27 protein-coding genes are annotated in these 26,321 nt (G+C 47.0%); 24 read left to right on the plus strand and 3 right to left on the minus strand.

The window, feature by feature from the left end:
• Window positions 1-205 precede the first annotated feature (205 nt).
• The 12 genes from BUB37_RS19935 (at window position 206) to BUB37_RS20000 (ending at window position 12,586) form a co-directional block, all read left to right on the plus strand.
• On the plus strand, window positions 206-1,111 hold the full coding sequence (locus BUB37_RS19935; protein WP_072995651.1) for an NAD(P)/FAD-dependent oxidoreductase: 906 nt from the start codon (window positions 206-208) through the stop codon (window positions 1,109-1,111).
• 210 nt (window positions 1,112-1,321) lie between these two features.
• Window positions 1,322-1,948 (plus strand): class I SAM-dependent methyltransferase, encoded by a 627-nt coding sequence (locus BUB37_RS19945; RefSeq protein WP_072995653.1) that lies wholly within the window; start codon window positions 1,322-1,324, stop codon window positions 1,946-1,948.
• Between the two features lie 427 nt (window positions 1,949-2,375).
• Window positions 2,376-2,747 carry a nuclear transport factor 2 family protein gene (locus BUB37_RS19955; RefSeq protein WP_072995720.1) on the plus strand — a complete coding sequence of 124 codons (372 nt, stop codon included), beginning with the start codon at window positions 2,376-2,378 and terminating at the stop codon, window positions 2,745-2,747.
• 253 nt (window positions 2,748-3,000) lie between these two features.
• Window positions 3,001-3,930, plus strand: a complete 930-nt coding sequence (locus tag BUB37_RS19960; RefSeq protein WP_072995656.1) for a sensor histidine kinase — start codon at window positions 3,001-3,003, stop codon at window positions 3,928-3,930.
• 247 nt (window positions 3,931-4,177) lie between these two features.
• Window positions 4,178-5,227, plus strand: coding sequence for a succinylglutamate desuccinylase/aspartoacylase family protein (locus tag BUB37_RS19965; protein ID WP_072995657.1), 1,050 nt, complete (start codon window positions 4,178-4,180; stop codon window positions 5,225-5,227).
• 137 nt (window positions 5,228-5,364) lie between these two features.
• On the plus strand, window positions 5,365-5,913 hold the full coding sequence (locus BUB37_RS19970; protein WP_072995722.1) for a TetR/AcrR family transcriptional regulator: 549 nt from the start codon (window positions 5,365-5,367) through the stop codon (window positions 5,911-5,913).
• 51 nt (window positions 5,914-5,964) lie between these two features.
• Complete coding sequence (locus tag BUB37_RS19975) at window positions 5,965-6,825, plus strand: SDR family oxidoreductase (protein ID WP_072995659.1); 861 nt, start codon at window positions 5,965-5,967, stop codon at window positions 6,823-6,825.
• A gap of 117 nt (window positions 6,826-6,942) precedes the next feature.
• Window positions 6,943-8,898 carry a YgiQ family radical SAM protein gene (locus BUB37_RS19980; protein ID WP_072995660.1) on the plus strand — a complete coding sequence of 652 codons (1,956 nt, stop codon included), beginning with the start codon at window positions 6,943-6,945 and terminating at the stop codon, window positions 8,896-8,898.
• An 89-nt stretch (window positions 8,899-8,987) separates the two neighbouring features.
• On the plus strand, window positions 8,988-9,662 hold the full coding sequence (locus BUB37_RS19985; protein WP_072995662.1) for an RluA family pseudouridine synthase: 675 nt from the start codon (window positions 8,988-8,990) through the stop codon (window positions 9,660-9,662).
• Between the two features lie 39 nt (window positions 9,663-9,701).
• Window positions 9,702-10,535, plus strand: coding sequence for a 4,5-DOPA-extradiol-dioxygenase (gene ygiD / locus BUB37_RS19990; protein WP_072995724.1), 834 nt, complete (start codon window positions 9,702-9,704; stop codon window positions 10,533-10,535).
• A gap of 221 nt (window positions 10,536-10,756) precedes the next feature.
• Window positions 10,757-11,698 (plus strand): uracil-DNA glycosylase family protein, encoded by a 942-nt coding sequence (locus tag BUB37_RS19995; protein ID WP_072995664.1) that lies wholly within the window; start codon window positions 10,757-10,759, stop codon window positions 11,696-11,698.
• 219 nt (window positions 11,699-11,917) lie between these two features.
• Complete coding sequence (locus tag BUB37_RS20000) at window positions 11,918-12,586, plus strand: hypothetical protein (protein ID WP_072995665.1); 669 nt, start codon at window positions 11,918-11,920, stop codon at window positions 12,584-12,586.
• 76 nt (window positions 12,587-12,662) lie between these two features.
• On the opposite strand, the gene BUB37_RS20005 is transcribed toward BUB37_RS20000, so the two are convergent.
• From BUB37_RS20005 to BUB37_RS20015, 3 genes are all read right to left on the minus strand, one after another.
• Entirely contained in the window at window positions 12,663-13,253 is a 591-nt protein-coding gene (locus tag BUB37_RS20005) for a hypothetical protein (RefSeq protein ID WP_072995667.1), read from the minus strand.
• Window positions 13,254-13,357: 104 nt separating this feature from the next.
• Window positions 13,358-14,626, minus strand: coding sequence for a hypothetical protein (locus tag BUB37_RS20010; protein WP_072995668.1), 1,269 nt, complete (start codon window positions 14,624-14,626; stop codon window positions 13,358-13,360).
• A gap of 29 nt (window positions 14,627-14,655) precedes the next feature.
• Complete coding sequence (locus BUB37_RS20015; protein ID WP_072995670.1) at window positions 14,656-15,240, minus strand: YceI family protein; 585 nt, start codon at window positions 15,238-15,240, stop codon at window positions 14,656-14,658.
• A 432-nt stretch (window positions 15,241-15,672) separates the two neighbouring features.
• On the opposite strand from BUB37_RS20015, the gene BUB37_RS20020 reads away from it, so the two are divergent.
• The 12 genes from BUB37_RS20020 (at window position 15,673) to BUB37_RS20075 (ending at window position 26,235) form a co-directional block, all read left to right on the plus strand.
• Window positions 15,673-16,641: a bile acid:sodium symporter family protein gene (locus BUB37_RS20020; RefSeq protein WP_072995672.1), complete on the plus strand. Its 969-nt coding sequence runs from the start codon at window positions 15,673-15,675 to the stop codon at window positions 16,639-16,641.
• A gap of 310 nt (window positions 16,642-16,951) precedes the next feature.
• Entirely contained in the window at window positions 16,952-17,971 is a 1,020-nt protein-coding gene (locus tag BUB37_RS20025) for a hypothetical protein (RefSeq protein WP_072995674.1), read from the plus strand.
• 6 nt (window positions 17,972-17,977) lie between these two features.
• On the plus strand, window positions 17,978-19,300 hold the full coding sequence (locus BUB37_RS20030) for a YHYH protein (protein WP_072995676.1): 1,323 nt from the start codon (window positions 17,978-17,980) through the stop codon (window positions 19,298-19,300).
• A gap of 81 nt (window positions 19,301-19,381) precedes the next feature.
• Window positions 19,382-19,603, plus strand: a complete 222-nt coding sequence (locus BUB37_RS20035; protein ID WP_139278150.1) for a hypothetical protein — start codon at window positions 19,382-19,384, stop codon at window positions 19,601-19,603.
• 227 nt (window positions 19,604-19,830) lie between these two features.
• Entirely contained in the window at window positions 19,831-20,136 is a 306-nt protein-coding gene (locus BUB37_RS20040; RefSeq protein ID WP_072995680.1) for an ArsR/SmtB family transcription factor, read from the plus strand.
• 27 nt (window positions 20,137-20,163) lie between these two features.
• Complete coding sequence (locus tag BUB37_RS20045) at window positions 20,164-20,400, plus strand: thioredoxin family protein (RefSeq protein ID WP_072995682.1); 237 nt, start codon at window positions 20,164-20,166, stop codon at window positions 20,398-20,400.
• Window positions 20,401-20,410: 10 nt separating this feature from the next.
• Window positions 20,411-20,818 (plus strand): OsmC family protein, encoded by a 408-nt coding sequence (locus BUB37_RS20050; protein ID WP_072995684.1) that lies wholly within the window; start codon window positions 20,411-20,413, stop codon window positions 20,816-20,818.
• Window positions 20,811-21,785, plus strand: coding sequence for a permease (locus BUB37_RS20055; RefSeq protein ID WP_072995686.1), 975 nt, complete (start codon window positions 20,811-20,813; stop codon window positions 21,783-21,785). The genes BUB37_RS20050 and BUB37_RS20055 overlap by 8 nt, the downstream gene beginning before the upstream one ends.
• Before the next feature lie 12 nt (window positions 21,786-21,797).
• Window positions 21,798-23,114, plus strand: coding sequence for an FmdE family protein (locus BUB37_RS20060; protein ID WP_072995688.1), 1,317 nt, complete (start codon window positions 21,798-21,800; stop codon window positions 23,112-23,114).
• 68 nt (window positions 23,115-23,182) lie between these two features.
• Window positions 23,183-24,220, plus strand: a complete 1,038-nt coding sequence (locus BUB37_RS20065; RefSeq protein WP_072995690.1) for a zinc-dependent alcohol dehydrogenase family protein — start codon at window positions 23,183-23,185, stop codon at window positions 24,218-24,220.
• A 311-nt stretch (window positions 24,221-24,531) separates the two neighbouring features.
• The gene (locus BUB37_RS20070; RefSeq protein ID WP_072995692.1) at window positions 24,532-25,254 is read left to right on the plus strand and encodes a peroxiredoxin; all 723 of its coding nucleotides are present in this window, start codon (window positions 24,532-24,534) and stop codon (window positions 25,252-25,254) included.
• A 369-nt stretch (window positions 25,255-25,623) separates the two neighbouring features.
• Window positions 25,624-26,235, plus strand: coding sequence for a hypothetical protein (locus tag BUB37_RS20075; protein ID WP_072995694.1), 612 nt, complete (start codon window positions 25,624-25,626; stop codon window positions 26,233-26,235).
• Window positions 26,236-26,321 lie beyond the last annotated feature (86 nt).

The raw sequence follows: 26,321 nt of genomic DNA on the forward strand, positions 1-26,321 counted from the left end.
GTAGGGCACGGCAAGAGGTCCGGGTAGCAAGGGGCCTTTTTAAAGGGGATGCCTGTCCCTGTTTTTTTATTGCAACTTGGTTGCAATAAAAGGATTTTTAGCTACCTTTGCCCAAATAGGAACCTGCAATAGGGGAGGGGCATGAGGCAGGGGCGTGGGCCCCGACCTTTCCGCTTTGGCCGGCTTCCGCAAAATAGGGGTAGCCATGGGCAATAAAGAATTTGAGGTCATCATCATTGGAGGGAGCTATGCCGGACTCTCGGCAGCCTTGAGCTTGGGGCGGTCCCTGAGAAAAACCCTGGTCATCGATGCCGGTAAACCCTGCAATCGCCAAACCCCCCATTCCCATAATTTTCTGACCCAAGACGGAAGCACTCCACAAGAGCTATTGGAACGGGCAAAAAAACAGGTTTCACGATATGACCGGGTAAAATTTTATGACGGACACGCCATTTCTGGAAAGAGGACTTCTACCGGATTCGAAATCACCACCTCGAAGCAAGCTGTCTTCTCGGCGAAAAAATTGGTTTTTGCAACGGGAATCAAAGACCTAATACCCAATATCAAGGGCTTTTCCGAATGCTGGGGAATTTCGGTAGTACATTGTCCCTATTGCCACGGATATGAGATAAGAAAGAAGAAAACCGCTATTTTGGCCAATGGGGAAAAGGCCTTTCACCTGGCGCCATTGGTCCGAAACCTGACCGATGACATCACTGTAATAACCGCAGGAAAACCCGATTTCAGTGAAGGTCAAATGTCCCGGCTGCACCGAAACCGGATTAGGATCCTCGAGAAGGAAATCGCGGAAATCAAGCACGTGGACGGGCAGTTGAAAACCCTGGTTTTTAAAGATGGCAGCCAAGAGGGGTACGACGCGGCCTATGCCCCCATCCCCTTTGAACAGAACACGGGTATTCCCCAAGAATTGGGCTGTAACATTACCGAAGGCGGGTATATCGAGGTAGACCCTATGTACAAAACGACCCAAGAGGGCATTTTTGCCTGTGGCGACGGCAGTTCCATGTTCCGTTCGGTTGCCACGGCGGTTTACGGTGGAAACGTCACAGGGGCCCTGCTCAACAAGGAACTGACGGAGGAATCTTTTTAAGACCATGGAAGTATTTATAAACCGGCCTACCATTGGAAAAGGAAGCGAACAAGGTTCTTCATCATTGAAAAAGACCATCGGGATGTACAGCTACATTTTTGACCTGGATGATTTTAATGCCCCATACCCCCTGCGAACATTCCATTTTGCGACAATTAAAGGCAAATGGGATAATATGCGAAATCTTGGAAGGTAAAATAGGTAATTGATATGGCTGAATTTTGGGAAGATGCTTTTAGGGACAAACGAAAGATGTGGGGCTCGAAACCCGCAGGTTCAGCGGTATGGGCAAAGGACCTATTTGTTGAAAACAATCTCAAAAACGTACTCATTCCCGGAATAGGCTATGGTCGAAATGCCGAACCGTTTATAGGGAACGGGATAAGGGTTACCGGAATAGAAATATCCAAAACGGCTATTGAACTGACAAGGGAAACATACGGAAGCCAAATAACCCTTTACCATGGCTCGGTTACAGATATGCCTTTTGACGACAAAGTATACGATGGCATTTTCTGCTATGCCCTGATTCACTTGTTGGGCGAGGGCGAAAGAAAAAAATTGATCCAAGATTGCTACGACCAATTGACGGACAATGGACTCATGGTTTTTACCGCCATTACAAAGGAAGCCCCGAATTTTGGTAAGGGAAAACCCGTTGGTAAAGACCGATACGAGTTTCATAAAGGAGCCCAAATATACTATTACGACAGGGCATCGGTACTATCGGAATTTGGGCAACATGGTCTTTTGGGAATAACAGAGGTAAACGATGGCCAGCCGATGTTTCTGATATGGTGTAAAAAAAACCTTCGTTACCATTCAGGCAGTCATTAAAAGGTCGGAAAGTAGTTTACCGGCCCCACTTCCTTCGAATAGGCCAAATAAATAGGTGTACTGTGCCTTCTCCGGTCATGTCGGCCCATCTTTCATTACCAATGGGCCTCGTGCATAGGCCCGGGGGCGTGGCTATATGAAAAAGTACCGGAAATTATGGGCGAGTGGGGGTGTTCCCCTAAAACCGTCCCCCCTTACTCCATACCTCCACGGTCTTGCAAATGGTCCCTGCGAAACGGCTTTTTTTCGAAAAATCGTATCTTGGATTTCTTGCAAGTTTAGTTGAAAACATAAAGGAATCCCATCCGCCGCCTTTCGATACAACCCGGCAGGGCGGGTAGCTGGAGTAAATGTCGTAATTTTGACGGTACCGAAAAGCGGCCAAGCGCACGGTCCGTTTCTAGGTTTGACCAAAAAAGTAAGGAATATGGACAAAAGGGAAGTGGCGAAGGCCTACATCACTCATTTGGGAAATGGAAATGTCGAAGAAGTATTGGCTCTGTTCAATGCAGACGGAATGGTCGATTCTCCCTTATATGGTATAAAAAGGGCCGACGAGTTTTACCTGGAATTGAATAGCGATACCGCGAATTCGGAGCTTTCCCTCCTGGGAATCTTTGAGGAAGGCGATTCGGAAGACATAGCGCTCTATTTTAGGTACAAATGGACCCTAAAGAGCAACAAGATCGTGGAATTTGACGTGGTCGACATTATTGGGTTTGATGATCAAAACAAGATCGCCAAACTAAAAATTATATACGACACCGTGGTGGCCAGAAAATTGGTGGCCGAACTGTAAGGGAAGTCCACGTCGGTTGCGGGACCGGCGCAAGGGGTATTTTAAAGAAGGCCGTAGGGGATATTGCAAAATACCGGTTCGTTTACGCCGCTTTCTTGTTTGGGGCGATAAAATACGTGGGGATAGGCCCCTCGTCCAATATTGTCCCTTTTCTGGCGTTTTATACAAACAATGCATGTATGTGATGGCCTGGGAGATGTCGTTCGTGCACGCATTCGGGGGAAGTGTCCGTTAACAATAAATCGAAGCCGGAATGTCAATACCTATTGAAAAACTAGAGCGTTTTTTTAGTAAACCCTATAGGGTGGTCATTGTGTCCGTACTCGTTGCCACCCTACTCTATGTAATAGCCCACGGAATATTCCACTTTTATAAATTCGGTTTGGGCTTGGTACTTTCGGCCGTTTTTCCCATTGTAATTTCCCTTCCCATTTCGCGTGTGATGATAGGTTATACCAGAAGAATTAAAAAGCAGAAGCAGGAACTGGCCAAGCTGGACATCATCAACAAAAAACTGTTTTCATTGATATCGCACGACATACGTAGTCCCATGGCCACCTTGCAGGGGTTGGTCCACGCTATGGCCTTCAATGATTTTGATAGGGAAACGGAAAAGGAATATTTGGGACGCTTGTCGAAGCATATCGCCAACCTCGATATCTTTTTAAGCGATTTGTTACAGTGGTCGCAAGATCAAATTCAAGATAAACCCGCAAATCGCACCCTGTTCAAATGCAATGATACCCTGGCCCAGATCGGTGGGCTGTTCGAAGGGATGTTACTCGAAAAACAAATCGATTTTACCATTGGCGATCTGGACAGTACGATTTATGCCGATCAACAGGACTATGCCTTTATTGTTCGAAATGTGTTGCACAATGCCATCAAATTTACCCCGGTAAAGGGCAAAATAAACATTTGCTTAAAGGTCGTGGGGGATGAGGTACATACCATAATCAAAGATTCGGGCGTAGGGCTTTCAAAAGAAGAAATAGATATCATTTTCGAAGGGGAAAAGCTCTTTACCCAATTGGGTACCTCCAATGAAAAGGGAACGGGCTTTGGGTTAAAGGCCTGTATCGATTACCTTAAAAAGAACAACGGAAGCTTGTCCATAGAAAGTGTCCGGGGAAAAGGGACTAAAGTTTCGATAATCCTACCCAAGGCCCCTCCCCATGGCTAACACGTATGGTGCCCGTTGCCTCCCGCCCGAGGGGACCCGCCCCGACCCGCCCCGGTAAGGTCGGCCCCATTGTGCCGCGAAGTGCACGGCCTTTAAAGGGCCAAAAAACCTATGGGCCGAAGCCTAAAAACAAATAAATTTGTCCTTTGTTCGAATGAAGGGGGGCAAAGGCATTGGTCGCAGAGGTGGTCGGTTCCTATTTGCCCGCTGTGTCCGTTTATTAACCTTTGGTCAAACCCATATTGCCATGTCCAAAATCGTATTATTCGTCGTATTCGTTTTCTCGGTAAACCTAGCGGCCTCGCAAAATAGCTTTGAAAGTGTCTATAAGGCCAATGAAAGGCCCCATAAAGAGAACATTCGGATTTATTTCAACGACGATGGGGGAAATACCGGCTACTTGCCCATATCCATCATCAAGGGCAAGAACGAAGGTCCCGTATTCACTGTCCTTGCCGGGGTGCACGGTTTTGAATACCCTCCGATCGTGGCGGCGCAAAGGCTGATGGAAGAAATCGATATGGAGGAGCTCAGGGGAACCTTGGTCATTGTTCCGGTGGCCAACACGGCTTCCTTTTTTACCCGAACCCCCTTTGTCAACCCACAGGACCAAAAGAACCTGAACAATGCCTTCCCCGGAAAAGTCGATGGCAGCATTACGGAACAAATAGCCCATTACATAAGCACGAACATTATACCCGTAAGCGATGTTCTTCTCGATGTACACGGGGGCGATGCCTGCGAAGACCTCATTCCCTTCGTATGCTTTTACAACAACGAACAGCGACCCGAGCAAACGGCCTTGGCCAAGAAACTTTCGGAAAACAGCGGATTCGAACTTGTGGTCTCCTATCCGTATACGCTATCCGATACCGACCCGGCAAAGTACGCCTTTAAGCAAGCCGTACAAGATGGAAAAACGGCCCTGAGCATCGAATGTGGCAAATTGGGCAATGTACAGGACGACAATGTGGAGCTCATCTTAAAGGGAATCCACAATATGCTCGCGGAAATGAATATGTACGACAACGGCAGTGGCCCCCATGAAAGGATAATCCATGGTACCGACCAAACCTATATCAACTCGAGCGTACAAGGTATTTTTTACAGTGGGTACAAAGCCGGGGACCAGGTTGAAAAGGATGCCGTGGTCGGTTACACCACCGATGAGTTCGGAAAGGTATTGGAAGAGTACAGGGCCCCGAAGGACGGGGTCATTCTGTACAAATTGGCGACCCCGCCCATTAACATCGATGATACCGTTATGTGCATAACTTCCATCACGGAAAATGAATGACCCAAAAGGCGATAAGGGCCGGCCGGACCCGCTTTCGCGATAGGGGGCGGTAGGCGACGCCCCGTTTCCTAAATGTCTCCCGAAAAATATGACCAAAGAATTTGGAATGTTTGTTCCAAAAAGATTATATTTGCAGCGTGAAGAAAAGGGAATCCATACTACGATCGGCCTTGCGGCTTCTTGTAAACAACGGCGTGCACAACACGCCCATGTCGGCCATCGCCAAGGAGGCGGGTACGGGAATGGGCACCATTTACAATTATTTTGAAAACAAGGACGAACTGATCAACGAATTGTACCTGTACATAAAGGAAAAGGAGAAAACCGTTTTTGTGCCCTTTGACGAAAACCGGCCGGTAAAAACGCAATTTGAGGACTACTACGCGAATTTTTTGGACTTTTTTATGCAGAACCCCCTGTATTACGGGCTGATCGTTCAATTACAGGCCTCGCCCATCATTACGGAAAAGAGTAGGGAAGAAGGCAATAGATCGGTACGGCCCTTTATGGAATTGCTCCTGCACGGGCAAAAAAACAGGATCATCAAAGACATCCCGGCCGAGGAGCTCGTGATGTTTATCGGCGGGGCGGTACTCTCTTACCTAAGATGGTATTTTGACCAAAACGAAGGACAGGTTTCCATTTCAAACCAATTGCAATTGGTTTGGGATGCGATCAAGGAATAAAAAAATTTAGCAACAAATTGGAGTGAATGTTCATTCCATAAACCCATCATAATGAAAAAGAATGTATTGATTACGGGAACATCGACCGGGGTAGGCTTTGAAAGTGCCCTGTTATTGGCCAGAAACAACTACAAAGTGTACGCCACCATGCGCAACCTTAAAAAAGCGGATGCCTTGAAACAGTGCATCCAAGAGGGGGACCTTGACATCGAGATTCTTTCGCTCGACGTGACCCAACGCGATTCCATTGCATCTGCCGTAAACCACATTATCGAAAAAGACGGAAGAATAGATATGCTGATCAACAATGCCGGTGCCGGTTTTGCCAAAACGACGGAACAGGCAAGCGAGGAAGAAATTCGCTGGGTAACGGAAGTCAACTATCATGGGGTGGTCTTTTGTACACAGGCCGTTCTACCCCACATGAGGAAGCAAAAATCGGGACGGATAATTAGCATTACCTCGGTGGGCGGCCTTGTAGGGCAGCCCTTCAACGAATTGTACTGCGGGGCCAAATTTGCCGTGGAAGGTTTTATGGAGGCCCTGGCCACCTATGTAAGCGATGCCTTCAACATCAAGATCAGCAACATTGAACCCGGGGGGATCAGTACGGAGTTCATGGCCTCGGCCATTGGCAAGACCGCCGTGAACGGGGAGTTTGCCACCGGCGAGTACGCACCTATTTTTGAGCGGTATATGGCCGGAAACCAAAAAAGGGCCGGCGAAAGTACGGAGCAGGTCTATCAGACCGGGGCCGAGGTGGCCCGGGTGGTTTTGCAAGTGGCAGGTAACGACGCCCCGCCCTTTAGGATACGCACTTCAAAATGGGCCGAGGATTTTTGCCGGTTAAAGACCATGGCCGACCCCGACGGCACCCGATTGATCGATCAGATAAGGGCAAGCTTTTTGTAGTTGACCGAACCGGGTCCGCCGAACTTTGGGGCCATAGGTCCCCAAAAAGTAAACTCCTGCGCTAATGGACTTTAGGGGTAGTGTACAAAACGAATTTAGCCTTACCTTTGCAGCCATATGCAAACCTATAAACTTACAGATTGGCTGCCCACCACAAAGAGGGAAGTAAAGATACGGGGCTGGGAAGAACTCGACGTTATCCTATTTAGCGGTGATGCCTACGTCGACCATCCTTCCTTCGGTCCGGCCGTAATTGGCCGTATCTTGGAGAGTTACGGCCTAAGGGTGGCCATTGTTCCGCAGCCCAATGTAAACGACGACCTGCAGGATTTCACCAAATTGGGGACGCCAAAATTGTTTTTTGCCGTCACCGGAGGGTGTATGGATCCCATGGTAAGCAATTATACGGCCAGTAAGAAACGCAGGGACAAGGATGCCTATACCCCCAATGGCGATATCGGCTTTCGGCCCGATTACGCTACCACGGTCTATTCGAATATCTTAAAGGACAAATTCCCCGATGTTCCCGTTTTGATCGGGGGCATCGAGGCTTCGCTGCGCCGGGTAACGCATTACGATTATTGGAGCGACAAGCTGATGCCGACCATTTTGGAAACCTCAAAGGCCGATATGTTGGTCTACGGCATGGGCGAACAGCCCCTGCGCGAGATCGTGAAGCTCCTGCAAAAAGGGGTGCCCTTTTCAAGCCTGAAAACCATAAAGCAAACGGCTTTTTTGATCCATAAGGACGATGCCGTCCCCAAGAACAAAAATTGGGACGATGTCGAGATCTATTCGCACGAGGTCTGCTTGCGGAACAAGAAGAAGTTCGCCTCCAATTTTAAGGTCATAGAGCAGGAATCGAACAAGCTCCGGGCACGACGTATCCTTCAAGGCGTGGGCGAGAGGCTCTTGGTGATCAATCCACCCTTCCCGACCATGCTCGAGGAAGAGATCGACGCTTCCTTCGACCTGCCCTATACCCGCCTACCGCATCCAAAATACAACAAGCGCGGCCCCATTCCCGCCTTCGAGATGATCAAGTTTTCGATCAACATCCACCGGGGCTGTTTCGGGGGGTGCAGCTTTTGCACGATTTCGGCCCACCAGGGCAAGTTTATCGCCAGTCGGAGCAAGGAGTCGATTTTAAAGGAAGTGGACAAGGTGGCCAATATGCCCGATTTCAAGGGCTATCTCTCCGATATCGGGGGGCCCTCGGCCAATATGTACAAGATGAAGGGGAAGGTACAGGCCATTTGCGACAAGTGCGTGGCGCCTTCGTGCATCTCGCCCGTTATTTGCAGTAATTTGGATACCTCGCACAAACCCTTGACCGAGTTGTACCAGGCGGTTGACAAGCATCCCAAGGTAAAGAAATCCTTTATAGGCAGCGGTATCCGCCACGATATGCTGGTGCCCGAATTCAACAAGAACGCCGACCCGAAAGAATTGGACGACTATACCGAGGAGGTGATGACCAAGCATATTTCGGGCCGTTTGAAAGTGGCTCCGGAACATACGTCGGACCCCGTATTAAAGTTGATGCGCAAGCCTTCCTTCCAGTACTTCCACAAGTTCAAGGAGCGCTTCGACCGGATCAATATAAAGAAGAACCTAAAGCTTCAGCTGATTCCTTATTTTATCTCGAACCATCCGGCCTGTGAGGTCGAGGATATGGCCAACCTGGCGGCCGAGACCAAGGATATGGGCTTTCAATTGGAGCAGGTGCAGGGCTTTACCCCGACGCCCATGACGGTGGCCACGGTCATTTACTACAGCGGTTACCACCCCTATACCCTTAAGCCGACCAAGACGCCAAAGACCAAAAAGGAAAAGGAGGAACAGCACCGTTTCTTCTTTTGGTACAAAAAGGGAAACAGGGAGTGGATCAAAAACACCTTGAACAAATTGGGCCGAAAAGACCTGGTAGAGGTCTTGGTGCCGGAAAAGGAAAAAAAGTCGTGGAAAAGCATAAAACCGAAAAACGTAAAACATACCTTTGACGATGCCATACCTTCCGATCGCCCACAGCGGAAACGAAAGAAGCATAGGGCCAAAAAGAAACGCCGTTGAACCTAGTCCGTCAGGTTGTCGATCGGGACGGGAAAACCGCATCACGGGCCGTAGAACCCTATGCTGTAATTGGAAAAACACCCCCGTAAATGCCAGCGCTTGAAGTCATACATGAGAACAAGGATTTTTTGGTCGTCAACAAGGCTGCCGGACTCATAAGCGAAAGGAGTCCCTACGAGGCGGTCACCGTCGAGACCCAGGTACTTGGGCACCTCTTAAAAGGCAGGCCGAAGCCCTACATCGGGATCATACATCGATTGGACCGCGTAACGAGCGGGGTGTTGGTCCTGGCCAAGAAAAAGAGCATCCTTGTGGAGTTCAACAAGCTCTTTGGCAGCCGCAAGGTACAGAAAACCTATCTGGCCATCGTTAAGGACAAGCCGGCCAAGAACAGGGCAAATTTGACGAACTTCCTGGTAAAGAACCACAAGGAGAAAAGGGCCGATATCGTCATGGCGAAAACAAAGGATGCGCAAAGCTGTATGCTGTCTTACCGGGTCATTGGAAAAAACGAGGTGGGCTATCTCTTGGAGGTGCGGCCCAAAACAGGCAGGTTCCATCAAATTCGCGCCCAATTGGCCCATATCGGGCTTCCCATTATCGGCGATGCCAAATACGGTTCTGACCGCGAATACCTGCCGCTTTCCATCTGCCTTCACGCCTGGAAACTCGCCTATGAGGTACCCGGTTCAAAGGAGCGGCATACCTTCGAGGCCCCCTTGCCGGACAACGATTTTTGGAAGTTCGGGGCCATCGATACCTAAGTGCCGCTTTCCATCGTAAAACGAATTAAAAATACCGCTATGGACCTGCACGATCTAAATAAAATGACCGCTGAAATGGGTAATACGGCCCCAATGCCCGTATTGTTCCTTGGTCATGGAAGCCCCATGAACGCCATAGCGGAAAACGAGTTTGTGGCCTCTTTCCGTAAGTTGGGAAACGAATTGGTACGGCCCAATGCCATTTTATGCATATCGGCCCATTGGGAAACCCAGGGCACCTATGTGACCGCCATGCGGCAACCCCCGACCATCCACGATTTTGGCGGCTTCCCCCAGGCCTTGTACGACGTGCGGTACCCGGCCCCCGGGAGTCCCGAATTGGCCCTGCAAACAAAGAAGGCGATAAGGCGTACCCAAGTGCAACTGGACCATGAATGGGGACTCGACCACGGCGCATGGAGTGTTATAAGGCACCTGTACCCCCAGGCCGATATTCCCGTCGTACAGATGAGCATAGACCGGTCCAAACCGCCGCGATACCATTACGAACTGGCCCAGGAAATAAGCCGTCTACGCAAAAAGGGCGTTTTGATCATCGGAAGCGGTAACATGGTGCACAACCTGCGTAGGATCGCCTGGGACAAACTCGACGAAAGCTATGCCTTTGATTGGGCCCTTGAGGCCAGTGAAAAAATGAAGGCTTTTATACTCGGGGGCGACCACCAGGCCCTGATCGATTATAGGGCCCAGGGCAGGGCCTTCGACCTCGCCATACCCACGCCCGAACACTACATGCCCTTGCTGTATGCCCTGGCCCTAAAGGAAGGGAACGAAAGAATAAGCCTCTTTAACGACAAGCCCGTGGCCGGTTCCCTTTATATGACCTCTGTAAAAATAGAAGCCGATTTATAGTGGTCGTAAAGTAGTGACCCTATATACTTTCCTATATCAACACCCTGATTAGGGTAGGGTTACGCTTTTCCGTAAGAAAAAGTGTAAGAATTTTTATATTGCGGGGACGGATTTTGGTCGGCTTCCCCCAAAGGTTACTGGAATTAAAAAACCAGGCTATGATTATAGAAATATTAGAAATGTATCCTATTTTTTATAGTCTATAAAAACATAGAAACCCAATGGAAGAGTTATTTAAACAAATAAAAAATTGTAGAAAATGCGAAACTATTGGAGGTCATCACAAATTTCCAAGTAAATCACATGGTAATCAGAAACCTTTAGCCTTTATAGTCTCAGAGGCACCTGGCAAAGACAGCCTAGGCAAAAAGAAATATTGGGTCGGTACAGGAGGAAAAATACTGCGTGAATGTCTGCCATATAAGACTACATTAGAGGATATTTTCTATTTGACGGATATTGTGAAGTGTTGGCCAAATGACTATTCAGGAAAAAATCGAAAACCAAAAGAAAATGAAATAGAAAACTGCTCTTTTTTTCTTACTAAAGAAATTCATAATCTTCAGCCAAAGATCATATTATCATTTGGGAAAACTTCATCTTCATTTTTATTGAAAAGAGAGGTAGAAATTACCCGTGAACACGGAAAAATCACTACGTATAATGATAAAACCAAACTAATTACACTTCTACATCCTTCTAGAATTGACAGGTTTATGGATCGAAACCTTTACAAAAGACAACTATCACAGCTATTTGAAAAAATAATACAAAACGACTTAAATATTGAGGAGATATTCAAAGGAGGAGCAACATCAAATCAACCCAAGGCTAAGGGAAATACGACAAAATCCATAATAGGCTTAAGGAAAATTCGTAAAGGTATATTTACAATACCATCTTCTGGAAACTCCATTACCGAAGGAGATGCAAGTAAAAATCAGATTAGGATAACCGCTGACTTGAAAGATTACTTCCCTTCCATATCAACAAATATTCACATTGAATACAAACAAGAAGTTTACAACGTAAAATTTTGTTATAGAAATAACAGAAGTCATGTTCTTAAACTGGGAAAGAGTTTAGCAAATCGAATAAATCTAAAAGCCGGAATGAAAATAAAAATGGTATTTTTAGAAAAAGGTAAATATTCAATTGAATAAATAATCTTTTCAAATTTTTCTCCTCCATATTGAAGACTTACCCCTTTTGAAGACTTACCCCTTTTTGCACAGCGGTAAATTAACAAATTGATGTTTCAAAGGTCCATACCCATTTCCCTTTTAAAGCCAATATCCGACCTTGCACCTATTTTTCCGTAAGGGGCTTGTTCATTTTTATACCTTGGCAAAAAAACCACAAAACAAGCCTTAGCTTACATTATGAAACACCTATTCGTATGGCTTGCCCTACTTGCTACCGCTACCTCTTTTGGGCAAGCCCCACAAAAAGTCAACCTTACCGAATACATCAGGGAGATCCAAAAATGGCACAAGGAAAACAACGATATGTCCCTCGCCTTTTGGATACCCACGGGCTATTGGAAAATCGCGACGGAGGGCAACCCCCAAATATCCGGTGAAGCGGTAGACCAAATCGTAGCGGCCTTCGACGACTACGTCCTGGTCTGCGGTCTGGACGTAGATATCCATACCAATGGCACGGCATCCTTTACCGATGAGGCCACTTTGCGAAAATCGATTTCCCTTATAGACGCAGATGGGGAGGTTTACCTGCCCCTGACGGACGATGAGGTAACTCCCGAGGCCTCGGGCTTTTTGGAACCCATGAAGCCCATGTTCCGCCAAATGCTCGGTCAGATGGGGGAGGGCATGCACTTTTATTTCTTTAAGGTACAGGACGAAAACGGGAAGACGGCCCTAAACGAATACCAAGAGGGGAGCTTTACCATAAAACACTCCGATAAGCAGTTTAATTTCACCTTGCCCCTGGTCGCCCTAATGCCGCCCAAAAAATGTCCCGTGGACCATGCCGAAATGAAAGGCAACTGGAAGTACTGTCCCTTTCATGGCGACTTACTTGAATACTGACAGGTAGAAAACGGTCTTTGACGCTTGATAGGCCCGGGACAAAATTTGCCATTGCCCCATACGAAGGGCGGGCTACCTAATTCCGAATTTCCTCGATCCCCAGTTTAAAGGCGATCTCAACATTCTCATGTATGTTGATAAGGCCGAACATCTTGCTTGGGAGCTCTATGTTGTGATTGGGCAGGCGCACGTTCAGGTCCCCTTGAATTAACAGGCTGTTGTCCTTTTCGACCTTTACGGGAACTTTGTATACATTGGTTTCCCCTGCTATCTCTATGTCCAATAGGGCCTCGTAGGCGGTCTTATCGGCTATGGGCCGGATTTCTTTTAAGGCCAAAAGTATGTGGGGCTCCTCTTCTGAATTCAAAATCTCCCGAAAATCCCTGTTGATGCCCCTTCCGCCGCAATCAAAACAGTCGACGTTCAAGACCAGTGTCGTTTCGTCGAACCTGATCCTGTCGCCTTCCCTATGGTAGTCCACACGCACCGGGTTGTCGATATTGGTTACATCGAACAGGCACGAAAAGGTGTTTACATTGGTAGTTCCCTTGATGTACAAGGAACTATCGGGCGTAATGGCTACATAGGTGCTTCTTAGGGTTGCACCTGTCGTAAAGGCCATGATGGCCATGACGGCAAAAAGCAGGCTTACTTTTTTTAGCATCATAGTACCAAGTGATTTCATGTTATGATTAAAAAAGCAAGTCTCAAAGTAGCATCCAAAAATATGAGGAAACCCAGTACGATGAGACTTGCTTTAAAGCCTATTAATTAAAAGCTGATGACGGCTTCCAAGATAAACCCGTCGAACTGACCGTCTTCCAATAGGTCTCCGGTAGGGTAATCGTTGTATTGTTGGTTTACATATTCCGCTTTAACAAGCACGTTCTTGGTCATAAACCAACCGCCTCCCAATTGAAACCTATCGATACTTACATCATCGCCACTGGCCAGCTCTGCACTTACGGTATTGTACCGGCCGCCTACAAAGAGGTTTTCATCCTTACCGAACCTATAAATGACTTCCCCGGCGTATTGCTCTGCATTTCTTCTATCGGTTTCGGCCAAGCTTCTTCCCGAAGTCAGTTCCAAGGTTCCGAAGAACTCAAGTCCTCCATATTTTACGAACGGGTTGATCATTACCGCTGTAATCTTGTTGCTAAAACCTGGGTCGAAACGGCCTGCCCTAAAGTTATCGCTGGTAGCGGCGGCATCTTGCATCACGTCGTAGTACCGGGCTCCGGCCCTATCGGCAGAGTAGAGGTAGACGTTGGGCGCATACCCCGTATTGTACAAAGATCCCGTTAACCTAAATCTTAGGTCGTCGGACAGTTGTTTGTCGTAGCCCAATTTGGCCAAGAGGGCGGCACCTCCGGTAGACCCGTTATTTTTGGTGACGCTTTGGTTCAGCTTGCCATTGGTAAACCCTAGCATACCAAAGAGGCCACTGTCGGTCCTGTAGTACAGTTCGGCCCCTACCTCGGTAGTAAACGAATCCATGATCAGGTTGCCCACAAAGGGGTTATAAATGGCCTGGGCGTTGTCGCTTCTCCTAAAATGGGCATCGCCATAGTTGTTCTCCATATGCCCGATCTTAATGGTGGCGTGGTCCATAAAATCGCCCAAGAAACCCTCGCTGATAAAGTCGAGCTTATCAATTTGAAAGTATCCTCCCTTAACATAGGGCTCATGGTGGTGCCTAGAGGACAAATAGGTTCTTAAGTGCATGTTTAAGCCATCGTAGAGGGCCACGTCCAAATCTAAATTAGCGGTCGCCAGGTTAAAATTGCTCCCCACTTCCGCCAAGGGCACCACACCCGAATTTTCATTGTCCAATGCCTGATATTGCAGGGCAAAAGACCCCCCGATCCTTACTTTTACATGATCAAAAGTGGTAAGGGTGTCCTTTGGACTCTCAAATACGTTTACACCTCTTTTGTCGGGTTGCCGGTAATTGTCGAGCTGCCTGTTCTGGGCCGATAGGCCGACCCCGGCCAGAAGGGTTCCCAACAATACGGTATTTTTAAAAATTGATCTCATAATCTCCTTTTTTAATAGTTGTTTTTTTGTTATTGAAATAGGGTATTGAATTTTATGGTCACCTCGTCACCTGTGGTAATGGTACCCAGCAAGGCCTTTGGCGGCTCTATTTTAAAATCGGTCATGTTGAACGATGTTTCTCCGGCAAGCCTTATTTTATCGCCGTTTACCTTTAGCGAAAATTGCAAGGGGATTCTCTTTTTAACCCCCGCAATGGTTAAGTCGCCCATAACGCTGACGGCATAGCTGCCCTCTCCTTTAGGGGTAGTTTGCTTAACTTCGGCCAAGACGAAGGAAATGTCTTTGTACTTGCTTGTTTTAAGGGCCTTATAGGTGTTTTTGTCCATTGCCGACTTGCCGCTTTTTAGGCTTTCGGCCACAACCGTTACCTGAAGTTGCCCAATTTGGCCCGCCTCCGCATCCTTGAACACGATCTTTCCGCTTTGCTCTTCGGCATCTATTTCCCAATCGTGTAAGCTGGAAGTTCCCAAAACGGTCAATTCGGACATGTCGTTCCTTAAACCATACTCTTGGGCCAAGGTTATATTCGATATCAACAATAAAAAAATCATCAACCCGAAGGTTGTTCCGTACGTGCTTCTATTTGCCGTCATACTGCAGGTTTTATTAGGTTATGGGGCAAAACTATGGCCCAAAATTTTTCTTGCTTATGACTTTTATCATAAGAAAAAATGGTTTTTATTAGGGCTTTTTGGTTGCGCTGATAGAGATGGGTTTACGACCGGACGGCCTATCCAAAAAATAGAAAAAAAGGCTCCTTTTTAGGTTCGCATCGACCGCAAATAAACGGTCCGTTGCCTCTTGTCGCCCTTTCGTCAGGAGCGGTAGTATGAAGGGGGGATAAAAAAAGAAGGTCGGCCCGGGCGATGAAAATCATTCCCTTTGATTTTTGAGGTTATGCCGATACATGGTCCGCAAGGGAGCGGCATCAATAGGTAGGAAACACTTTCGCACCGTCCCCATAAAATTCTGGTCCGACAATCGAATGCCGTCCCTGTCATATACTATCTTTGCGCTGAAAAAATATGAAACTAAAGATAGATCGGTTCGTACTTTCGGTGATAGGGGTCATTGGCCTGGCCTACCTATTTCCCCAATGGGGACTGCCGGATAGCCAATTTCCCGTAGATGTTATAAGTGGCATAGGCATTTCGCTTATATTCTTCTTCTACGGCCTTAAATTGAGTCCGACGAAATTAAGGGACGGGGTCAAAAATTGGCGGTTGCACCTTTTGGTACAGGCTTCCACCTTTCTCATTTTTCCGTTGTTGGTATTGTTGTTCCGCCCCCTCGTACAAAATGAAGAACAGGAAATTATATGGCTGGCCTTTTTTTTCTTGGCGGCCCTGCCGTCTACCGTTTCCTCTTCGGTGGTCATGGTATCCATTGCCAAGGGCAATATACCCGCCGCCATTTTCAATGCCAGTATTTCGGGCATTATCGGGGTGCTACTCACCCCTTTATGGATGGGACTCTTCGTTAAGAGCGCGCAAACCGATTTTAACTTTGCCGATATTTACATTCAACTGATTGTACAGATCATTCTACCGGTCATGTTCGGGGTTGTCCTTCAACGATTTTGGGGAGATTATGCCCAGAAATACTCCAAACAGCTGACCTTGTTCGACAAATCCATCATCCTATTGATCATCTACAAGAGTTTTGCCAGGTCTTTTGAAGAGAACATCTTCAGTACCATCTCTGTGGTAGATATGCTCATCCTCTTTGTGGCCGTTTTAATCCTGTTCTGGCTGCTCTATTTTTTAACGGGTTTCTTGGCCCAGAAAATGGGGTTCCATACCGAAGATCGGATTACCGCCCAGTTTTGCGGAACCAAAAAATCATTGGTGCACGGTACGGTGTTCGCTAAGATCATTTTTGGCAATGCGCCTACGATCGGTATTATTCTGTTGCCCCTTATGCTCTTCCACGCTATACAGTTGTTGATCATAAGCGTAATGGCATCAAAAATGGGTGATAGAAACCAAGGGTGAAACATATGCTTTTTCGACATAGAGGTCTTAATTCAACTTTCGGAAACACAATCGTAAATAATAAGAATAGTAAAAATCGCAGTCCAATAACCTCATTAACATAGAGGCTAGCGATACCGTAAACGCAAAAAAATATCATCGCCCTATTCAGAAAAATCGAAGACCTGGATAGGGAATAGAAAAAAGAAGCGTGGCCGTAATTCCTGGGCCAATTGATATAGCTCTAATAAATAAATGTTAATTTAAATCATCATGGTTGTGAGGCCTATGGGGATTTATAATTTCGTTCCCGAAAACAAAATCTATAAATATGAAAATACTAACGAACGCCCTGCTTGTATCACTTCTATTTATGGTCAGTTGCGCAGAAAACAAATCTAAAGGCAAATCGGACCTAAGCGCCAACGCTTCGAAAAACATCACCTACAAGGGTACGGCCAGTATAACCCAAGGGCTAGCTAAAACGATCACCGAAGACATCTATACCTGTGAACGAGGAAGAAAGACCGATGTGGGCGAAATCGTTTCCACGGACGGAAAAAAATGGACCGTTCCGGCCGAAACCCATTACACCGACGACAGTTTTCCGTTCGCAACGGATCTGCACAATGAATGTGAAGGCAAAAACTATGCGACAACCGAAGAAGCCCTCTCTCATTTTGACGCTTCCAACACCGTCGAAATCGATACGGACGGGGAGCTTTATACGGCCTATATCTTTGCCGATAATTATTTTGAAATGTACGTAAACGGTGTTCCTGTCGGAAAAGATAAAGTGCCCTTTACCCAGTTTAATTCCAGTGTCGTAAAATTCAAGGTCCAAAAACCATTTACCATTGCCATGAAACTGGTAGATTGGGAAGAACACCTTGGGGTAGGTTGTGAGGCCAACAGGGGCAAGTCTTTTCACGCCGGGGATGGCGGAATGGTAGCCGTTATCAAAAACGAAAAGAACGAAACGGTGGCCGTTACCGACGAAAACTGGAAGGCCCAGACCTTCTACACGGCCCCTATTACCGATCTTGCCTGTGTTTCGGAAGAGGGTGCCTACCGCTATTCCAAAAATTGCGACACCAATGGCGGACAAGATGGTAGTCAATTTTACGCCTTACACTGGGAACTTCCCAAGGATTGGATGAAAGCCGGTTTCGACGCTAGTAATTGGCCCAATGCTACCACCTATACTAATAGAACCATTGGGGTGGACAACAAACCTGCATATACCAACTTCACCGATATTTTTGATGATAAGGACCATGACGCCCAATTCATCTGGTCGACCAATGTAGTTTTGGACAATGAGGTTTTAGTAAGGTACACTGTAAAATAGCGCGTTTTGAAAAAATGGATATTCATCTTGCTGCTCCAAGTAGCGGCATTTAACACTTTTGCCCATGTGGGGGGACATGGAACACCGACCAAAACATGGAAATTGTCCCACGATACCATTGAGGCCAATTTCGTAAAACAAGAGGGCAATCTTGTCTATTTAAGTGATGAGAAGAACAACATCCTTACCTTCAACATCAATGAATTTTCAGAAGAGGACCGGCAGTTCATTGAAGAAAAGACCCAATGGATATTGAAGGCCAATACGGCAAGCCATCATCACAACTACCATTATGGTTATCTATTGATCGGGCTAGGGGCGGTATTGCTCTTGATCTCCGTTTTTAAATGGGGAAAACGCTATAAAGGGTTTCAATTGGCCTACGGGATCATAGGGCTGACATTGATCGTTGTGGGTTGTAAAAATACGTCGGGCAAAGAAAAGTCCGCCATAACCGATATAAAGCTTCCCGCCAATGATATCTCATTTTTGGAGTCCGTTTTCGGGGCCTTCGATAAAGTGACCACCCGATACGACGATCAATATTTTTATGTGGAATCGGATGGTATTCCCGAACATGAAATGATGACGGGCATTACCAATTGGCAGCAACAAGTACCTATAGACCATGACTATTCCGGTAACAACGCCTGGGCGATTCCCTTACAACCGGAACTGGCCGAGACCCCTCTTTCCACCAAAACGAATTTTATGAAAGGGGCCATCGCCATTGCGGTGAACGGACTTCCCATCTTCAACCCCTTGAACAACCGTGGTGAAGATGCCAATGCCATTGGGGAGTTGGATCAATGGGGCGGTCACTGTGGAAGGGCCGATGACTACCACTACCATTTGCCGCCCACGCACTTGCAGGAACAAGTGGGCGAGGGAAAACCCATTGCCTATGCCTTGGACGGTTTTCCCGTATACGGGGAAACCGATGAAGAACTCGACGAAAGCTTGGGCCGGTTTAACGAAGAGGGCTCCTATGAATACCATGCCGTGGAAGAATACCCGTATTTGATCGCAGCGATGCGCGGAAAGGTAAAGCTCAACCCAAGAACAAAGGCCCCGGAAAACGAAATAATGCCACAGGCCAAGACGAAAGGGGTGCGCCCTGACCTACGACCTTTAAAAGACGCCGTAATTACAGACTTTAAAACCCTTGGTCCCCATTCGTATTCATTGACCTATACCATTGGTCCTAAAGAGTACACCATTAATTACGGATGGAACGAGGAAGATGAATATACCTTTGAGTTCGTAGACCCCGATGGAAAAAGTACCGTATCGACCTATAAAAGAAAGAATGAAATGGGCGGCCGCTAAAAGATCGTTTAAAAACGACCTTTTACGAAACCTTTAAATCATGTGGCGGTTAAAAACAAAATACCCCAAATAAACAACCCATTGAAGCAGACCGTTCTAACACTGCTTACATCCCTTTTGTTCCTTGCTTTTACCAAAGGGCACATGGTCACCGGGGAGGCCGATTGTATTGACGCTAATGCCCGATCGGCCGAAGACGTAAAGGTAAAGTATGTGGAAAATGCCATTGTGGCCTTTGAAAACGGAAAAGACATAGAAGCTAACTTCACCAGGGCGATCGGTTGTCCGGTAAGGGCCAAGTAATCGTAGACATAAAACGTTTTACCGACCATATAAAAGCGGTTCAGGTCTCGGCTCGGACCGTTTTTTTATACCCATCTTTCCATAACAATCATAGCATTTTTTCTAAAAAAATAAGCTTATGTGACTTTGGTCACATTATAGGCCAAAGGTCCATCGTAATTTTACGATAATAAAACACAACAAGAGAATCAACGTATCATTTTTCCACAAAAAGGAAGTACAGACAGATGAGGTTAAACGCGGAACATATAGCCTATGCCCAAGATACAGAAGCCCTGGCAAAATTTGCCAAGGCACTGGGGCACCCTACCCGTATGGCCATCCTAAAGTATCTGAAGAAGCAAAGCTGTTGTTTTACGGGTGATTTGGTGGATGTGTTTCCCTTGGCGCAATCGACCGTTTCACAACACCTTAAGGAACTAAAAAGTGCGGGACTGATACAAGGGGAAGTTTATCCGCCCAAAATAAAATACTGCATCAACCAAGAAAACTGGAACAAGGCAAAGACCTTGCTCCAACATTTTTTCGAATAAGGATTTTACCAATAAATACTGCATATCATGAGCAAAACAATTAAAATTTTAGGAACCGGGTGTCCAAAATGCCAGTCGTTGACAGGTGTTGTCAAAGACGTTGTTTCCGAAAACAACATAGATGCCACGATTGAGAAAGTGGAGGATATCATGGAGATCATGAGGTACAATGTAATGACCACCCCGGCATTGGTGATCGACGATGTGATTACCATAAAAGGCAGGGTACCCTCAAAAGAGGAAGTATTGGCATTGTTAAACTGATCCCGGTCTTATGAATTACGAAATCAAAGCTTCGTCGATTGCAGGTCAAGATGCCACGATCCAAATAAAGGAGTCGAACATCGATTTTGGCACCACCTCAAAAACCGCCGATAGCCTACCCAATCCGGCCGAGTTGTTCCTGGGGGCCTTTGCCGCCTGTATGCTAAAAAACGTAGAGCGTTTTTCGACCATGATGCGATTCTCCTATACCAAAACCACCTTGGAGGTAAAGGCCACCCGCCTTGAGAATCCCCCAAGAATGGATGCCATCGAATACAGCTTAACAATCTACAGCGATGATGACAAGTTGAACACGGCCCTATTGAAAAAGAACATCGAAAAGTTCGGCACCATTTACAACACCGTAAAGCTTTCATGTTCCATTTCGGGGACCATAAAAACCGTTCCTAATGTTTGATGGGTTGCAAGATTTTGCCGATTGGTTGATCTATTCGGTGTTTGGAATAGGGGCGGATACCCATTTGGGTACCGCCTTGAATTTCTTTGTCTTCGATACCCTGAAAATTCTCATCCTCCTATTCTTTATCGTTTTCATCATGGGGATAGTGAACGCTTACTTCCCCATAGAACGGTTAAAAGACTACCTGAACAAGAAAAAACTCTACGGCCTGGAGTACTTTTTCGCTTCGGTTTTTGGGGCCATCACGCCTTTTTGTTCCTGTTCGTCCGTGCCGCTTTTTATCGGCTTTGTACAGGGGGGCATTCCCTTGGGGGTCACCTTTGCCTTTTTGATCACCTCGCCCTTGGTCAACGAAGTGGCCGTTGCCATGTTTTTGGGGATGTTCGGCGTAAAGGCCACCTTGATCTATGCGCTATCAGGTATTCTGTTAGGCTCTGTTGGAGGTTGGCTATTGGGGAAAATGAATTTGGAACCCTTACTCTCCGATTGGGTAAAAGAGATCCTGGAAAACAAAATGCAACAGGCCGCGTACCAAGACGAGAAACGAAGCTTTCGCGATCGTCTGCCCGAGATTACCCGTGGCGCCTGGGATATTGTCAAGGGCGTATTGTTGTACGTAATCATAGGTATTGCCATTGGCGCCGCCATGCACGGTTATGTACCCGAGAACTTTTTTAACCAGTATTTGGGCGGTGGCCAATGGTGGACCGTGCCCCTGGCCGTGCTGGTGGCCGTACCCATGTACGCCAATGCGGCCGGTATTGTTCCCATCATCCAGGTCTTTGTGGCCAAGGGGGTGCCCCTGGGTACGGCCATTGCCTTTATGATGGCCACGGTAGGGCTATCCATTCCCGAAGCTACCTTGCTCAAAAAAGTGATGTCGCTAAAACTAATCGCTATTTTCTTTGGGGTCGTAACCCTGTGCATCATCCTATCCGGATACCTGTTTAACCTTATTCTTTAATTCCTATCAGCTATGAAAAAAGCAATTCCCATCCTGGCAATCATCGTTTTTACATCGCAGTTCCTCTTAGGGCAGACCGTGCCCGCCGTACATTCCATTGGGGCGATGAAGGATATGGGCAACACCTACGACCTTAAGGTCTGGCTGGATACCCTTCCCCAGAAATCGCACGTATACGGTATGGGGCCCTATGACCGTATGAAGGGCGAAATAACCGTTATGGACGGTAAGCCCTTCCACGCCTCGGCTTTTGAGGAAGGAAAGGCCGTTGTGGGCCAGAGCTGGGACATCCGTTCCCCATTTTTTGTGTATAGCCAGGTACCCGAATGGGAAGTGTTTGATGTTGACGGACCTTTGAACAGCGTTGACGAAATCCAGCAAAAAGTAGCGGCCCTTGCCACAGAAAAGGGCTATGACCTAAAGGACCCTTTTGCCTTTAGGCTTGCGGGTGAATTTGACCAGCTCACAGTTCATATCGTTACTCCCAGAAATCCGGAAGTAGAAGGTTACAAACCCGATGTAAAGTCGCAAAAATTCATATCCGAAAACGAGAAAGGCCAATTGATCGGTTTCTATTCTGAACAACACCAGGGAATCTTTACGGGTTCCAAAAGCTTTGTGCACGTCCATTTTCTAAGGGACGACCAAAGCTTTATGGGCCATTTGGACCAAATTACCTCGGGCGACCGATCGTTCAAAATCTATTTGCCCAAAAAAAATAACCGCGTAAAAACGGGAATGCGGGTCAATGATACCGATTTTTCCAAGGGGCGTATAGGCCATGTCCAAAACATAGACCTCGACGACCTCGTAAAATTTCACGGCCACCTTTGCGACGGGTTGGTAGTGGGCTATCTTGCCCTGCAAGAGGCCCTGAACGAACTGTATCCCGACGGACGCATAGACCGTACCAATACCCGCATTGTGAGCCAACCCTCGCCCTGCCTGACCGATGCGGCCATATACATCACGGGAGGCCGGTATCAATTCAATACCTTTTATGTTTCCAAGGATATCGACGGCCTGTTTACCGTACAGCGTATCGACACCAAAGAGGCCGTATCGGTACGGATGAACAAAGGGGTGAAACCCGAAGAAATAGACAAGCTGGGCGCCCTTGCCGTAAAAGGGGAACTGCCGGCCTGCGACTTGGACAAGCTCAAAAAAATGGAGGACGATTTTACCGAAACCCTATTGTCTACCGACCCCAGTGACAATTTTACCGTAACGGAAGCCACCGATTTTAAATGGAAGCCTGTTTTAAAGAACGATTTTATAAAGTCCGACATTCTTAACAAGAACGCCCCAACATGTGGTGAAGGCAAGTAAAACATATAAGCCCCAACACTCGGGGCGATGGAAATGAAAAATAATTAATAACATAAACAGTAGAACTTATGAAAGCGTTAGTGTATCATGGCGATCACAACATCGCCCTTGAGGAAAAAGCAAAACCCGTTATCGAAAAAACCACCGATGCCATTGTCAAGGTATTGAAAACTACGATCTGCGGAACCGATTCCGGTATCTACAAAGGCAAGAACCCCTACATGCGGGATGGTATTACCTTGGGGCATGAAGGCGTAGGCATCATCGAGGAAGTAGGGGACAGTGTTTCCCAATTTAAAGTGGGAGACAAGGTCATCATTTCCTGTATTACTTCATGCGGTTCTTGTGAGTATTGTAAAAAACAGCTCTACTCGCATTGTAAGGATGGCGGCTGGATCTTGGGCCATATGATCGATGGTGTACAGGCCGAGTATGTGCGAATTCCCCATGCCGACAACAGCCTGTACAAGATTCCCGATTCCATCGACGACAAGGTAGCGGTAATGATCAGCGATATTTTGCCCACGGGACATGAAATCGGGGTTCAATATGGCCAGGTAAAACCAGGTGATGCCATTGCCATTGTAGGGGCCGGCCCCATAGGTATCTCCGTTCTTTTGACCGCCCAGTTCTATTCACCGGCCATTATCGTAATGATAGACCTGGACGAAAACCGATTGGAGATGGCCAAGCAACTGGGCGCCACACACACCTTAAAGCCTTCCGACACCCTTCAAGAGGAGTTGGCAAAAATTGTAGGGGAAGAAGGGGTAGACGTGGCCATTGAGGCCGTTGGTATTCCCCAAACCTGGGATATCTGCCAGAAAATCGTAAAACCGGGCGGCAATATTGCCAATGTTGGGGTACATGGTAAAAAAGTAGATTTTGAGATCCAAGACCTATGGATCAAAAACTTGACCATCACCACCGGATTGGTAAATACCAACACCATACCTATGTTGATGAAAGCCGTATCTACCAACAAGTTGCCCGTAAACAAACTGATTACGCACCATTTCAAACTCAGTGAGATGGAAAAGGCCTATGAAGTGTTCTTGAACGCTCCCAAGGAAAAGGCCATGAAGCTTATTATCGATGTTGACTAACACTAGCGGCAAGAAGAGAGGGCCCGGTATACAAAACGGGCCTTTTTTTATAGGGCAATTTTCGAACGATCAAGTCCCGATACCCCATATTGCAGCCGCCCCACTTATTTCATGTAAAAGTAGCTCCTTGACATCGAGGAAGTAGACCAAAATCGGTCCCCACCCGAAAAATGCAAGAAGGGTTAAGAAGGGAAGGGGAGCTTGGGCATGCCATACCGGCCTTTGAACTTGCCTACTGTAACATAGGTAACTGTGGACGCTGCAACGATCATATACCTTGCTACCATTAATGAACATAAATAATGCAAGTAATGGAACAAGATCAAGATCAAGAACATGAAGTAATCAGCATGCCAAGAATAGGCGATGCTGCCCCAGAATTTAAAGCGGTAACCACCCAGGGAGAGATCAATTTTCCGGCGGACTATAAGGGAAGTTGGGTCATTCTTTTCAGTCACCCTGCCGACTTTACCCCCGTTTGCACCTCGGAGTTTATGACCTTCGCCGCTATGGAGGAAAAGTTTGCCGAGGCCAACTGCAAGCTCGTAGGCCTTTCCATCGACGGCCTGTACAGCCATATTGCCTGGTTGCGCACCATCAAGGAAAAAATCGAGTACAAGGGAATGAAAAACATAGAGGTCAATTTTCCCTTGATCGAGGACATCACCATGGAAGTGGCGAAAAAATACGGAATGATCCAGCCCAATGAAGACTCGACCAAAGCCGTCAGGGCCGTGTTTTTTATCGACCCGAAGGGTATTATCAGAACCATCATCTACTATCCCTTGAGCTTGGGCAGAAACTTTGATGAATTGTACCGTGTGATCATCGCCTTGCAGGCCGCCGACGAATTCGACGTGGCCACCCCCGCCGATTGGCGCCCGGGCGACGATGTAATTGTCGGCCCCGCAGGCTCCTGTGGTACGGCCAAAGACCGAATGGAAGACAGCGATATCGATTGTAAGGATTGGTTTTTCTGTACCAAAAAACTCGATAAGGAAACGGTGTTGGACCGTGTGCTTAGAAAGAAATAAGGAACAGTAATGTGGGTATATAGGAGGCGGATACTGGTTTTACAACCGGCATCCGCTTTTTTGTTGTTGGGCACCCCAAAATTCCCCAACCAAAAAGAGTGTCCTACCCGTACCAAGTACAGAAGGTAATACCGATAAATTCCCTCTTCGAAGCGTGGGGGCGTTATATCGAGCGTTTTTCTTGCGCCATCGATACGATTGAAGGGGGGGGATACTGTGTACCCCCGATCCGCTAGATAAAAAAACGAAGCAGTCTTTATAAAACCATGGGATATTGCGTGAAATCCGTTTGACCGATTGTCGAAATCCGGGGTGTGGAAATGGTGATTTTCAAAAAAAAACATAATTTACGGTAGAAATACCTCTGTTATGATTAGAAGAACATCAGGAAATTTTGCCAAAAACTACGAAGCAAAAAAATACTCCAGACCAAGGTCCGAAGCCGACCAAACCGCCAAGACGGCCGACCCGTCGGCCGAATTTAGGATCCTACGGCTTGCCGACCTCGACGGACTTGTGGAAGCTGCCGAATACAAGGTGGTTACCAAAAAGAAGAAACAATGGTTTTGGACGGTCAATGAGAAAGTTGTGGTCGATAATTACAAAGACTTTCTAAGGTCGAAAACGAGCTTGGTCGCCGCGTTGAACGACCGCGCTTTTTTGATGTTCAGCGACCTTCAAGGTGTTTTGGAACAAAAGGGAATACGGATAACGAACAGTTTGACCGAAGAGGCCCGGCAAAAATTTGCGACACGGGACGAACACCCTATTTTGATAAATTATTATACCGCCCAGAAGCTCATAGGGCAATTCAAGGACTTGGTTATAACGGATGATGATTTGATGAAGGCCGATAGGGACAAGCTACATCAATTGCAGGACGATCTTTTCGAAAAACAACGGGCGGAAATAAAGACCTTTGAACAGGCGGTTAACGAAATCGATAAAGGCACGATCTTATTGGTTAGGATTATGGATTGATGTGCCGCAAGCCCCGGTTGGCGCGAGCGTCGCGCTCGCGCCAACCGGGAAAAGGGCCCTCCGGTCACTTCGCCTTTATGAAACGA

This window comes from Pseudozobellia thermophila (genome assembly GCF_900141855.1).
Taxonomy (GTDB): domain Bacteria; phylum Bacteroidota; class Bacteroidia; order Flavobacteriales; family Flavobacteriaceae; genus Pseudozobellia; species Pseudozobellia thermophila.